General features: G+C 42.3%; 11 protein-coding genes. 6 read left to right on the top strand and 5 right to left on the bottom strand.

Annotation, left to right across the window (positions count from 1 at the left end; all coding sequences use genetic code 11):
* Positions 1-41 precede the first annotated feature (41 nt).
* From accD to tamL, 3 genes are read right to left on the bottom strand one after another with little or no spacing between them, the layout of a single operon-like run.
* Positions 42-902: an acetyl-CoA carboxylase, carboxyltransferase subunit beta gene (gene accD / locus FGG15_RS16750; protein WP_138838466.1), complete on the bottom strand. Its 861-nt coding sequence runs from the start codon at positions 900-902 to the stop codon at positions 42-44.
* A gap of 37 nt (positions 903-939) precedes the next feature.
* Positions 940-2,007 carry a class II fructose-bisphosphate aldolase gene (gene fbaA, locus FGG15_RS16745; RefSeq protein WP_138838464.1) on the bottom strand — a complete coding sequence of 356 codons (1,068 nt, stop codon included), beginning with the start codon at positions 2,005-2,007 and terminating at the stop codon, positions 940-942.
* A 54-nt stretch (positions 2,008-2,061) separates the two neighbouring features.
* The gene (gene tamL, locus FGG15_RS16740) at positions 2,062-4,647 is read right to left on the bottom strand and encodes a translocation and assembly module lipoprotein TamL (RefSeq protein ID WP_138838859.1); all 2,586 of its coding nucleotides are present in this window, start codon (positions 4,645-4,647) and stop codon (positions 2,062-2,064) included.
* 24 nt (positions 4,648-4,671) lie between these two features.
* Between tamL and FGG15_RS16735 the strand changes: the two genes are divergently transcribed.
* Positions 4,672-5,394 (top strand): TrmH family RNA methyltransferase, encoded by a 723-nt coding sequence (locus FGG15_RS16735; RefSeq protein ID WP_138838462.1) that lies wholly within the window; start codon positions 4,672-4,674, stop codon positions 5,392-5,394.
* 56 nt (positions 5,395-5,450) lie between these two features.
* On the opposite strand, the gene porT is transcribed toward FGG15_RS16735, so the two are convergent.
* Both porT and ubiE read right to left on the bottom strand, forming a co-directional pair.
* The gene (porT, locus tag FGG15_RS16730; protein WP_138838460.1) at positions 5,451-6,146 is read right to left on the bottom strand and encodes a type IX secretion/gliding motility protein PorT/SprT; all 696 of its coding nucleotides are present in this window, start codon (positions 6,144-6,146) and stop codon (positions 5,451-5,453) included.
* A 4-nt stretch (positions 6,147-6,150) separates the two neighbouring features.
* Positions 6,151-6,879, bottom strand: a complete 729-nt coding sequence (gene ubiE / locus FGG15_RS16725) for a bifunctional demethylmenaquinone methyltransferase/2-methoxy-6-polyprenyl-1,4-benzoquinol methylase UbiE (RefSeq protein WP_138838458.1) — start codon at positions 6,877-6,879, stop codon at positions 6,151-6,153.
* A gap of 195 nt (positions 6,880-7,074) precedes the next feature.
* On the opposite strand from ubiE, the gene trkA reads away from it, so the two are divergent.
* The 5 genes from trkA to FGG15_RS16700 are packed head-to-tail and all read left to right on the top strand — an operon-like array spanning position 7,075 to position 12,423.
* Positions 7,075-8,424 (top strand): Trk system potassium transporter TrkA, encoded by a 1,350-nt coding sequence (gene trkA / locus FGG15_RS16720; protein ID WP_138838456.1) that lies wholly within the window; start codon positions 7,075-7,077, stop codon positions 8,422-8,424.
* Positions 8,424-9,914: a TrkH family potassium uptake protein gene (locus tag FGG15_RS16715; protein WP_138838454.1), complete on the top strand. Its 1,491-nt coding sequence runs from the start codon at positions 8,424-8,426 to the stop codon at positions 9,912-9,914. Before trkA ends, FGG15_RS16715 begins: the two co-directional genes overlap by 1 nt.
* A 32-nt stretch (positions 9,915-9,946) precedes the next feature.
* Complete coding sequence (locus FGG15_RS16710) at positions 9,947-10,378, top strand: YybH family protein (RefSeq protein ID WP_138838452.1); 432 nt, start codon at positions 9,947-9,949, stop codon at positions 10,376-10,378.
* Positions 10,379-10,405: 27 nt separating this feature from the next.
* Positions 10,406-11,356, top strand: a complete 951-nt coding sequence (gene lhpI / locus FGG15_RS16705) for a bifunctional Delta(1)-pyrroline-2-carboxylate/Delta(1)-piperideine-2-carboxylate reductase (protein WP_138838450.1) — start codon at positions 10,406-10,408, stop codon at positions 11,354-11,356.
* A gap of 2 nt (positions 11,357-11,358) precedes the next feature.
* Complete coding sequence (locus FGG15_RS16700; RefSeq protein ID WP_138838448.1) at positions 11,359-12,423, top strand: proline racemase family protein; 1,065 nt, start codon at positions 11,359-11,361, stop codon at positions 12,421-12,423.
* The last annotated feature ends 6 nt before the right edge of the window (positions 12,424-12,429 follow it).

Raw genomic sequence — 12,429 nt, 5'->3', positions numbered from 1 at the left:
ATAAGTTAAATAAAAAAGCCCCGATACATCGGGGCTTTTTTTTATGCTCGTATCGGCTGATTCATAATCAGGTCGATGTATAAATTAATCTTCCTTTTCAGTTCTTTTCGATGTGCAATAAAGTCCAAGAAACCGTGTTCCTTCACAAATTCAGAAGTCTGGAAACCTTCAGGCAAATCCTTTCCTACAGTATCTTTAACCACTCTTGGGCCAGCAAAGCCAATTAAAGCTCCTGGTTCAGCTATATTAATATCGCCCAACATGGCATAAGAAGCTGTTGTTCCACCCGTTGTTGGGTCAGTACACAAGGAGATATATGGAATTTTTGCTTCTGCCAATTGAGCCAGTTTAGCTGACGTTTTGGCCAATTGCATCAAAGAAAGGGCAGCTTCCATCATTCGTGCACCTCCCGATTTCGAAATCATTACAAATGGGATTTTCTTCTTTTTAGCTACATCAATGGCCCTGGAAATTTTTTCGCCTACCACACTTCCCATGGATCCACCGATAAAGCTAAAATCCATACAAGCTATGACCAATTCGTTGCCATTGGACTTCCCAACTGCTGTCCGAACAGCATCCTTCAATCCTGTTTTTTGTTGGGCAGCCTTTAGTCTATCCGAATACTTTTTGGTATCCACGAATTTTAGAGGGTCTTTGGCAGACAACTTTTCATCCAATTCCTTGTACTGATTATCGTCAAAGAGGATTTCAAAATATTCCTTACTACCAATTCTGACATGGTAATCATCCTCAGGACTAACGTAAAAGTTTTTGGCCAAATCTTCCGACTCCACTATTTTACCTGTGGGCGACTTGTACCATAGGCCTTTTGGGGTGTCTTTTTTCTCCTCTGTAGCGGTTTGAATTCCTTTTTCCTTTCTCTTAAACCAAGACGACATGCAATCAGTATTAAATTAAACGGCTATTTATGGTCAATTACAACGTATTCACGTTATTTAGGTCTTCAAAGGCTTTTTTCAAGCGCTCAACAAATGCTTTTTCTCCTTCACGTAGCCAAACCCTAGGGTCATAAAATTTCTTGTTGGGTTGGTCATCCCCATCCGGATTTCCAATTTGAGCTTGAAGATAGCCCGATTTATCCTGAACATAATCACGCACCCCGGATAGGAATGCATACTGTAAATCCGTATCGATGTTCATTTTAATTACACCATAACCAATGGATTCCCTTATTTCTTCAACCGAAGAACCGGAACCTCCGTGGAATACAAAATCGATGTGATTGTGCTCTACCTCATATTTCTCGGAAACAAATTCCTGCGAATTTTTCAAGATTTTCGGTGTCAATGTAACGTTACCAGGCTTGTACACTCCGTGAACATTACCAAAAGCCGCCGCAATGGTGAATTTTGGGCTCACTTTGGACAATTCCTCGTAGGCATAGGCCACTTCCTCAGGTTGGGTATATAATTTGGAGCTGTCCACATCGGTATTGTCCACACCATCTTCCTCGCCTCCGGTAACACCAAGCTCAATTTCCAATGTCATGTCCATTTTGCTCATGCGCTCCAAGTATTTTTTGCAGATTTCGATGTTCTCTTCAATGGGTTCCTCGGATAAATCAATCATATGTGAACTAAACAACGATTTGCCTGTGGTTGCATAATGCTCCTCGCTGGCTTCCAACATCCCATCAATCCAAGGCAATAATTTTTTCGCACAGTGGTCGGTATGAAGAATAACAGTTGCACCGTAAGCTTCAGCCAATTGGTGCACGTGCTTGGCACCGGCCACAGCTCCAAGAACAGCAGCTCTCTGATTATCATTTGATAGTCCTTTTCCAGCATTGAACTGGGCCCCTCCGTTAGAGAATTGGACAATTACGGGTGAGTTTAGTGCAGCGGCAGTTTCCAAAACTGCGTTAATGGTATTTGAACCAATTACATTTACGGCAGGCAGTGCATATCCGTGTTCCTTTGCATGGTTGAAAATAGCTTGAACTTCATCTCCTGTGGCTACTCCCGGCTTAATATTATGGGACATAATTTTAGTTAGTTATGGGTTAAATCAAGGAACAAAAGTAATAAAATAATTAGTCTAGAAAGGATAATTGATTCCGATATTGAATACGGCATCACTGAGGTTGTAATTCCTGAACCAGCGTTTGGACCATTCCTCGGCAGGATTGTATGTTTTAAAGCCCACATCCAGTCGAAAAACGAAGTAAGTAAAATCGTATCGTAGTCCTAATCCTGTTCCCAAGGCGATGTCTGCCAGGGAGTTGAAATCATTGAATACAGCATCTGGATTATCCTCGTTGTCAAAGACATTCCAAATGTTCCCGGCATCGGCAAACAAAGCACCCTTTACATCACCGGCAATAGGAAACCGATATTCCAGGTTCATGGCAATTTTTAGGTTGGCCTCATTAAAATCATTGATGTTGTCCGTGCTTCCAGGGCCCAATTCATAAGGGTTCCAAGCGCGGTTGTCATTGGAGCCTCCAGCAAAATAACTTCGGACAAATGGCACACTTTCAGAGTTGCCATAAGGCACTGCTAGCCCAAAGAAGCTCCGGAAGGCCAACACATCGGTCTCCGAAAGTTCCCAATGTCGAATGTAATCAAACTCCGTTTTGATATATTGGGAGAAGGGAACACCAAAAACCAAGAGCTGTCCATCGTCATTTTTATTATAGGGAACCACATCTTCCAAGGCAGACAATAGGTTTCCTGCACTTTCTAGTTTGACCCGAAGCTGGTAAAAGTCATTGTCATTGATGTCCGTCCTACTATTTTTGGTAAAGGTGTAGTTACTGGCAAAAATCAGGTTGTTTTCCGTAAGCCGTTGTCGGCGTTCCTCTATGCTGTTGACTTCATTAAAGTTATCGGTGGATACCGGAATTTCATTGTTCAATACCGCTTGCACAAATCCGTTTGCTCCATCCGGAATACTTAAACGGAAAGGGTCATCGGTATCACCGGAATCCTCAAAAAATGATGCATATTGTGGATCGGTGTCAAAGGGATCTGCAATTACATCTAGGTTATTGAAGGTATTTCGATACTCATTATAGAAGTTATCTGGATTTACATTTCTGACAAACTCCACATTCATCAGTTCAATATTGTTTTTCAAGCTTAAGGACGGAGTCCAGTTATAGGACAGAACCGTGTTGAAGGTTTGCCTGTCCAACCCTAGGTTACGTTGAAAATTGGTACCCACCAAAAACCGACTTTGGGGTAGCATATAATAAGGAATGATACCCTCGGTGTTCAACGGAAACCAAATACGCGGAAAAGTGATATTGATATCTCCCCCCAGCTCAGACGTAAAAGTCTCATCAGAAAGTGAAGGGTTTTTCAACAAACCGATGGAACCTCTAGCTGATATATTCAAGGTTTCCGCTCCCCCAAAAACATTTCTGGTTATCACGGTGGCGCCAAACACTGTACCCACTTGCTGAATGTTGGAATGGGTTACATCAAAATCCAGATTCAAGGAAAACTTGGGTCTTGGAGCCAGATAAATATTGGTAATAAGCTGGGCCTGTGTAGAATCCGGTATAAACTCGATATTAGGATACTTAAAGGTGTTTAGGTTGGTAATTTGCCTATAGGTCCTAATCCGGTCCAAATCTCGATAGATACTATCTTTTTGAAAGAAAATGGCATCCGTAAGTGCTTTTGGTCTGTATCTGAGCTTGTTGTTATAATAAATGGTATAGTTACCGTATTCCAAAGTGTTAAGGGAATCTTGGTTCCCGACTATTTGATAATCGGCAAATACATTGATTTTTTTGAAACGATGGATGCGATAAGGACTTTGGGCCGTACTATCATTGGTGCTTCGCGGTTTTTGAATGTTTAGTTGTACATCCATCAATTGATCATCAGCAGCTAGGGTGGTATCCCTTAATATATCATAGTTGATCGAGCTTTCCTGAAAATTATATACTCCAGAATTTCGGAAAAGGATGGTCAAACGTTCCCGCTCATTATTAAAATTTAGTAAATCAAATTGATCCTCTTCCTTCACAAAGGATTGTTCTACGGTTTTGTTGTAAATGGAATCCAATTCTGGCGAAGTAATGTTGGTGATTACTGTGTCTACCATAAATGGCTTTTCCAGATTGATTTTGTACTCAATTCCCGCCCGTTTTTTTCTTTTGCTCCTTACAATGTCAAAACTTCCGGTGTTGTTAAAATAGCCTTTACTGTTGTAGTAGGCCTGCAAACGATCTACGGTCTTTTGGGTTAGGCTGGTATCGATTATCGAAGGAGGTTCGCCAATTCTATTTAGAAATTCACTGGCACCCTTAACCACAAAAGACTCTCTAAGACGGTTTACCTGTTTTTGGGAAAGCAGATTGTTAAGGCGTTTTTCTCTTTTTTCTTTTCGATGAAGCCAATCGGTAAATGAAGAATCAGGATTGTCCTTGGCCAAATTATAGAGATTTAGCCGAAGGGGGTACCCCAAAACACTGCTATTGGGTTTTTGGACGATTAGGCTTCGAATGTCTTCATCCGTGATTTTCTCATCATCGGCGTAGATGGAATTCTTGGTGAGCAGTAATTCGTTGTCCTCCACCTTTTTTAGGGTATTGCAACCCAGCATGGTCAGCATAAGCAACAATAGCCCTATTTTTGCCCAGTAATGCATTAGACCATAAGAACCCCTCATAGACGCCAAAAATACACGATTTAGATGGTTACCAAAAACCAAATTAAGCTAGTTACAAGCTTACAGCAAAAAAAGTACCGAACTCAACATGGACTCTTTGTTGTGGAGGGTAAAAAGTCGGTAAGTGAGTTGTTGGCAGAGGGATTGGTTCCCTTCAAAATATTTATTGACCCGGCCTTTAAAGGGATGGATATTGAAGAAGCAGTAACTGTGAATAACCGGGATTTAAAACAAATGAGCGGGTTTACTACTCCCAGTGGGGTATTGGGTGTTTTTCATATGCCCGAACCCAAGGAAGTACAGGAAGCAGATTGGGTAATGGCTTTGGATGCGGTACGGGATCCCGGGAATTTGGGCACGATCATCCGATTGTGTGATTGGTTTGGAATCAAGCATTTGGTATGTTCTCCAGATACCGTGGATTGCTATAATCAAAAAGTATTGCAAGCTACCATGGGATCTATAGCTCGGGTACAAATAGACTATGTGGAATTACCGGATTTCCTAAAGGCAACGAAGCTTCCAATTTATGGAGCTTTTATGGATGGGGAAACGATTTATCAGGAGGACATTCCCGAAAAGGGGATTCTGATCATGGGCAATGAGGCCAACGGAATTTCTCAAGAAGTGGAAAAAACTGTTGCAAATCGAGTGTCTATTCCACAGTTTGGCGTACAATCAGCGGAAAGTTTGAATGTGGCAACCGCAACGGCGATTCTTCTCAACGAGATTAGGAGGAATTCTTAATTCTGAATTTTGAGTTTTGGAATTTGCGAATTGGAATTTAGGGTTTCACTATCCAACTACTCAAAAGTGAAATTGATGAAAAATCCACGGGTACGCATGGCATTGATGTTACCTGTCCAAGGACTGTTGGGGTCATTGTCAGGTACCAATTCATCTGTTAGGGCAAAGACACCTCTTATGGAAGGGGAGAATTTAAAATACTCTGTGTAGATATCTATACCAAAGCCCAATTCGTATCCGTAGACATTCTTTTTCATTCGGAATTCGCCCGTGCTGTTGTCGTCTAAGCTGTCCTCCTTGCTGCCAAGATTCATGGCCGTATAAACACCTCCGGTGACAAAAGGTTTCCAGTTGCCAAAACGTTTGGCACTGGCCTTGACCAATAAGGGAAAACGGATATAGGTGGAACGAACTTCCCTGAAGGCATCATTTTCGGAGGTAAACCCTGGGAATCCAAGGACTCTTTGGGTGTACAAAAGTCCAGGTTCAAAACGGGCATCCAAAAATTCGTTGATCCGTAGCTCACCAATCAACCCGACATTAAAGCCCATGCTCTTATCTACCAAAATGTCTTGACCTACATTGTTTTTGTAATCAAATTGGAAATCGTATTGATTAAACCCTAAATAGTAACCCCAGTTCAACAACTTCTGATCCTCGGTCTGAAGATTTAGAATGGGGTCTTTTTTGAATTGGGACAAAGCACTTTGGCATACCAGTAGCAGGCCAAGGAACGATAAGAGGTTTTTCATCAAATTATTTTGTCGCGACATATATAGATGCCACCCCAAATGTCTGGGGTTTGTTCTCTATACCTATAAACCCAATTTTGGCCAAAATATTGTTGAAAGCTTTACCGTGTGGAAACTGGGAAGCAGATTCGCTCAAATAAGCATAGGCGGACCGGTCTTTAGAGAAAATTTTACCTATAACTGGCAAGATATAGCCGCAGTATAACCGGTAACCTTGCTTAAACGGGAATTTTGTAGGTACAGAAGTCTCCAAAATGACCAAACTGCCACCAGGTTTTAAAACTCGATGTATTTCCTGAAGCCCTTTTTCAAGATTCTCGAAATTTCGAACCCCAAAAGCTACCGTAACGGCATCAAAGGATTGGTCTTCAAAAGAGAGGTTTTCGCTATCGCCTACCACCATTTCAATGGTATTTTCAAGCTTTTTGTTAGTGATTTTGGTTCTTCCAACCTCCAACATTCCAGGAGAAATGTCCAAACCCACTATATGTTCGGCACCTGTTGCAGTCATCGCAATGGCCAAATCCCCGGTTCCGGTGGCAATATCCAATATCGACCCTGGTTTTTTCCCTTTAAGAATTTCCACAACCCGTTTGCGCCATTTTACATCAATGCCAAAGGAAATAACCCGATTAAGTCCATCGTAATCCTTGGAAATGGTGTCGAACATTTGGGTTACCTGTTCCTTTTTTCCTAGCTCGGAATCCTTGTATGGGATGACTTTTTTTGACATTCACAGAATTTGCTGGCAAATATACAACTTAGGTATATGGAAGGCGTACAAAAATAATTGTGTAATTTTGCCGTACAACAAAGGAAAGCTTTTCCGTATCATGTTACGTATGTGTCTTTTTGGACCAAAATCTCTATTCTTTTTTACCATTTGTAGCGCGAATTGAATTTATTTAAGAACATCTTATTTTAATCGATGAAGATTATTATAGCCGGAGCTGGTGAAGTAGGTTTTCATTTGGCAAAACTCTTGTCTTATGAAGCGCAGGCTATCACCTTGATCGATACGGACAAGGAAAGCCTTACCTATGCGGACAATCATTTGGATATCCGAGTACTGCGAGGCGATGCCACTTCTATAGAAGTTTTACGTGATGCGAAGGTGCAAAGCTCCGAATTGGTTATTGGGGTTACGGCTTCGGAAACTACCAATTTGACCCTTTGTATGTTGGCGAAACAACTGGGATGTAAACGTACCATTGCCCGGATTTCCAATACCGAGTTCATGGACAATAGGGAGCTTATCAAGTTTGATGAGTTAGGAATTGATGAATTGATATCCCCCGAAGAATTGGCGGCCACGGAGATTCAGCTATTATTGAATCAGTCTGCTTTTAATGATACCTATGAATTTGAGGGCGGCTTATTGACCATGATAGGCGTTTTTCTTCCTAAAGCAGCCCCATTTGTGGGCAAGATGGTAAAAGAAGCTGCCAAAATCTTTCCAGAACTGCACTTTATGCCCATTGCACTGCAACGGATGGGTACCCAATTTACCTTAATTCCAAGGGGTGATACCATTTTTAAGGAAGGGGACCAAGTATACTTTATAACCACCAGTGAAGGGGTAGAGGAGCTCTACAAACTTACGGGAATGCAGAAAAAGGAGATCAAAAATGTGATGATCTTGGGTGGCAGCAAGGTAGGTTTCAAGACAGCTAGAGATCTTTGCACCAAAAAATTCAATGTAAAGTTGATTGAAAAGGACAAGGAAAAGGCCTTTGATATTGCGGATGATCTTCCTCATGCCTTGGTCATCAATGGTGATGGAAGGAATGTGGAGCTATTGGACGAGGAGAGTTTGGATTCCATGGATGCGTTCATAGCGGTGACAGGAAATTCGGAAACCAACATCATGTCCTGCTTGGTTGCTAAATCAAAAAAAATAAAGAAGACCATTGCCATGGTGGAAAATATGGACTACTTCCAACTTTCCCAATCCATTGGTGTGGATACACTTATCAATAAAAAACTACTGGCAGCCAATAATATCTTTAGATATATCCGTAGAGGAGAGGTCTTGGCCCTTACCCGTTTAAATAACCTTAACGCCGAGATCTTGGAGTTTGAAGTCAAGCCAACTTCCTTGGTCAATGGAGAAATAATCAAGGAATTGAACTTCCCCAGGGAAGCCAGTATTGGGGGCGTAATCCGGGACGGAAAAGGTATTATTGCCCTTGGGGATTTCAAAATTTTGGAAGGGGACCGCGTTGTGGTCTGTTGCCTACCCAAAGCCATCCCAAGGATTGAAAAGCTCTTCTTATAATGGGCCTTAATACTCGCATTATAGTTCACATCATGGGTCTGTTGCTCCTTTGCAACGGCTCCTTTATGCTGGTTGCGGCCTTTGTTAGTGGACTGTACAAGGATGGCGTAACTCTGGATATTAGTTTAGCGGCCATCGTAACCATGTTATTTGGGGTCATGGCTATGTTCTATACCCGGGGACATAGAAAGGAAGTCAAACGGAAAGAGGGCTATATTGTAGTGACCTTTGGTTGGATCATTATGTCCCTTTCGGGAACCTTGCCCTACCTTTTTTCTGGAGCTATCCCGAGTATCACAGATGCTTTTTTTGAAACAATTTCAGGATATACCACGACCGGGGCGTCTATTTTAAATGATATTGAGGCATTGCCCAAAGGTATTTTATTCTGGCGCAGCCTGACCCATTGGATAGGAGGGATGGGTATAATCGTATTGGCCATTGCCATTTTACCGCTTTTGGGAATAGGGGGAATGCAGCTTTTTGCGGCAGAAGCACCAGGCCCAGCGGGAGATAAATTACACCCTCGTATAACCGATACCGCAAAGCGATTGTGGCTCATTTACTTTGGTTACACCGTAGCTGAGACTGTACTGTTAAAGTTGGCTGGGATGTCTCTTTTTGATGCCATGAACCACGCTTTGGCAACGCTTTCCACAGGTGGGTTTTCTACCAAAAATGCCAGTTTGGCCTACTGGAACCATCAGCCTATTATTCAATACATCACCATTGTATTCATGTTCTTGGCAGGGAGCAATTTTGTGTTGAGCTATTTTGCGTTCACAGGAAAAATCCAACGAATACTCAAGGACGAAGAGTTTAAGTACTATACAATTTTTATAGTGCTATTTTCTGTAGCTGCCTTTTTGGTGGTGAATTATAAAGTTGAGGTCCCGGTTTCCGATTTCCACCCCATGGTTTGGGGAGCGGCGGAAAGTGCGTTTAGGCATGCCTTGTTTCAAGTGGTGGCTATTGTGACCACTACGGGTTTTGTGACAGCTGATTTTACAAGTTGGACCTCTTTTTTGACCGTTTTCTTTTTTGGTTTGATGTTCTTGGGAGGGTCAGCGGGATCCACTGCTGGTGGAATCAAGGTAATGCGGCACATATTGATCATCAAAAATGGGATTTTGGAGTTTAAGCGCACCTTACACACCAATGCCGTAATTCCTGTTCGGTATAACGAAAAGACAGTCACAGAGCATATTGTTTACAATATTATCGCCTTTTTCGTGCTTTACATGCTGTTATTTATCATAGGATCTCTGGTGCTGGGTTTTATGGGGTTGGATTTTGTTTCCGCTATAGGTGGTGCCGCCTCTTCTTTGGGTAATGTGGGGCCTGCTTTGGGAGACCTAAATCCAGTAAGTAACTATGCCAGTCTTCCGGCAGCAGGCAAATGGTGGTGTGGCTTTCTTATGCTTTTGGGCAGGTTGGAGCTTTTTACAGTTCTTATCCTACTGACCCCATATTTCTGGAAAAAAACGTAGCTTTCCCTTCCGAAGTAAATTAACTGGACATCATGAATAAACTATTTACTTTCCTTATTGGAGCGTTGCTCCTATGCATGGCTTGCAATACATCACAAGAAGCGGATAAAGCTGAAATTATTAGCTTATTAAGAAATCAGGAAAAAGCCTGGTCCAATCACGATTTAGAGGGATTTATGCAAACCTATTGGAAGAGTGATTCCTTGAAGTTTTATGGAGCTAATGGTTTGACCTTGGGTTGGCAAAAAACGCTGGAAGGTTACCAAAAAAGATATCCAACCAAGGATGAAACCGGAACCTTGAATTTCACTATTGATGACGTGACGAAGATCGAGTCCAACTCCTATCACGTTATGGGGCAATATCATTTAAAGAGAAAAGCTGGTGATGCCGATGGGGTATTTTTGATTATTCTTCGAAAGATTGATGGGGAGTGGAAAATTGTGGCAGATATGTCCTGTTGAAATTTATTATAGTTCTATTTTTCAGACATGCAACAACCACTACAGATCAGCTCAGAATTTATTGAAAAGCATACTGATTTTTTGGAATTGACCCGTGCTCTGCAAGAAGGATTTGCAAACAAAAAGATGCTGGTTCCCAAACGTCATCATCACGATTTTCCAAATCCAATAACTCAAAAAGATACCACTTTACTATTGATGCCCGCCTGGAATCCGGGTAATGAAGCTGGTGTTAAGGTAGTGACAGTTAACCCAGGGAATGACAAATTTGACCTACCATCCATTCAGGGAAGTTATTTGTACTTGGATGCCAAAACAGGGGTGTTAAAGGCCATCATGGATGCAAAGAATTTAACTGCCAAGCGTACTGCCGCGGCATCTGCTTTGGCTTCTTCTTTTTTGTCCAGGGAAAATACAGAGACTATGCTTATGATTGGTACCGGAGCCTTGTCTGTCAATCTAATTAGGGCGCATGCGGCGGTTCGACCCATAAAAAAGGTGTTTATATGGGGTAGGAACCAAGCAAAAGCAGAGGTATTATGTCAAGAACTCTCCCAAGATTCATTTGAAATTTGCAGCGTGTCCAGTGTAGCAGCTTGCATTGGAGATGTGGACTTGGTGTCCTGCGCAACCCTTTCCGAAACACCTTTGGTACTTGGAGAGGACCTTGTTCACGGACAGCATATTGATTTGGTGGGAGCCTACAAGCCCAACATGCGAGAATCTGATGACGAGACCATCCGCAGGACGTCGGTTTTTTTGGATACAAGGGAAAGTGGACTCAAAGAAAGTGGCGATATCGCTATTCCGTTAAAACATGGACTTTTGAAGGAGTCAGATATCATAGCAGATTTGTTTGACTTGTGTTCGGAGGCGGTTCCTGGAAGGACTTCAGAAAATGAAATAACCCTTTTCAAATCCGTGGGACACGCCTTGGAGGATTTGATTGCTGCAAGCTATTATTATTCCAAATTGTAAGAATGGGACAAACGTATGATAGAATTTTAGAAAACAGCACTTTTGATCCGCCTGAGAACTGGTTGCAGATCAAGACGATAGATATGCATACGGGTGGCGAACCCCTGCGGATAATCGTGGGTGGTTTCCCAGAATTGAAGGGGAACAATGTGCTGGAATACCGAAGGTATTGCAAGGAGCATTATGACGAACTGCGAACAGCTTTGATGTTTGAGCCCAGAGGGCATGCAGATATGTATGGCTGTATACTGCTACCTCCAAATGACGAAGAGGGCGATTTTGGGATTATTTTCCTTCACAACGAAGGGTATAGTACCATGTGTGGGCATGCCATCATTGCCATTTCCACCTTGGCTGTCCAAATGGGGTGGGTTGATGAAAAACAGGGAATAACGGAGTTGAAAATTGACGCTCCCTGTGGGCGGATTTACGCCTATGTAGAAATGGAGGGTAAAGAAGTAAAAGGAGTTCGATTTCATTGTGTGCCCAGCTTTGTTGTGGGATTGGATAGAAAAGTAGCGGTGAAAGGATTGGGAGAGGTGACCTACGATTTGGCGTATGGCGGCGCTTTTTATGCCTATGTGGATCTTAGGAAAAACAAGCTGGAATTGGAGCTGGATTCAAACTCATATCAGGATTTGATAAGTAAGGGAATGGATATCAAACAGGCCGTGATGGAGCAAGACCATGAGATCTTGCATCCTTTTGAGGGAGATTTGAGTTTTCTTTACGGCACTATTTTTATTGATGGCTCCGAGACCAGTGGGGTAGACAGTAGAAATGTCTGCATTTTCGCTGAGGGTGAAGTGGACCGTTGTCCAACGGGTTCAGGAGTGTCTGGTAGGATGGCCATTCATTGGGCCAGAAATGAGATAAAACTTGGACAGACGATGGTGATAGAAAGTATCACCGGATCTACATTTATCGGAAGTGTGGTGAAGGAAGTGGACTATGGTCCGTTTACCGCTGTTATACCGCAAGTTGAAGGGACTGCCCATATTACTGGAATGCACACCTTTGTACTTGACCCAAAAGACCCCATGAAAAAAGGGTTTATCTTAAGATAAACCCTC

Source organism: Flagellimonas algicola, assembly GCF_005937185.1.
GTDB lineage: Bacteria > Bacteroidota > Bacteroidia > Flavobacteriales > Flavobacteriaceae > Flagellimonas > Flagellimonas algicola.
This window is presented reverse-complemented; position numbering and strand designations above follow the sequence as displayed.

Bases quoted from the DNA above. Each gene is read 5' to 3' on its own strand.
- fbaA (WP_138838464.1), bottom strand. From the start codon at position 2,007: ATGTCCCATAATATTAAGCCGGGAGTAGCCACAGGAGATGAAGTTCAA.
- trkA (WP_138838456.1), top strand. From the start codon at position 7,075: ATGAAGATTATTATAGCCGGAGCTGGTGAAGTAGGTTTTCATTTGGCA.
- FGG15_RS16715 (WP_138838454.1), top strand. From the start codon at position 8,424: ATGGGCCTTAATACTCGCATTATAGTTCACATCATGGGTCTGTTGCTC.
- tamL (WP_138838859.1), bottom strand. From the start codon at position 4,647: ATGAGGGGTTCTTATGGTCTAATGCATTACTGGGCAAAAATAGGGCTA.
- porT (WP_138838460.1), bottom strand. From the start codon at position 6,146: ATGAAAAACCTCTTATCGTTCCTTGGCCTGCTACTGGTATGCCAAAGT.
- FGG15_RS16735 (WP_138838462.1), top strand. From the start codon at position 4,672: ATGGTTACCAAAAACCAAATTAAGCTAGTTACAAGCTTACAGCAAAAA.
- ubiE (WP_138838458.1), bottom strand. From the start codon at position 6,879: ATGTCAAAAAAAGTCATCCCATACAAGGATTCCGAGCTAGGAAAAAAG.
- FGG15_RS16710 (WP_138838452.1), top strand. From the start codon at position 9,947: ATGAATAAACTATTTACTTTCCTTATTGGAGCGTTGCTCCTATGCATG.
- FGG15_RS16700 (WP_138838448.1), top strand. From the start codon at position 11,359: ATGGGACAAACGTATGATAGAATTTTAGAAAACAGCACTTTTGATCCG.
- accD (WP_138838466.1), bottom strand. From the start codon at position 902: ATGTCGTCTTGGTTTAAGAGAAAGGAAAAAGGAATTCAAACCGCTACA.
- lhpI (WP_138838450.1), top strand. From the start codon at position 10,406: ATGCAACAACCACTACAGATCAGCTCAGAATTTATTGAAAAGCATACT.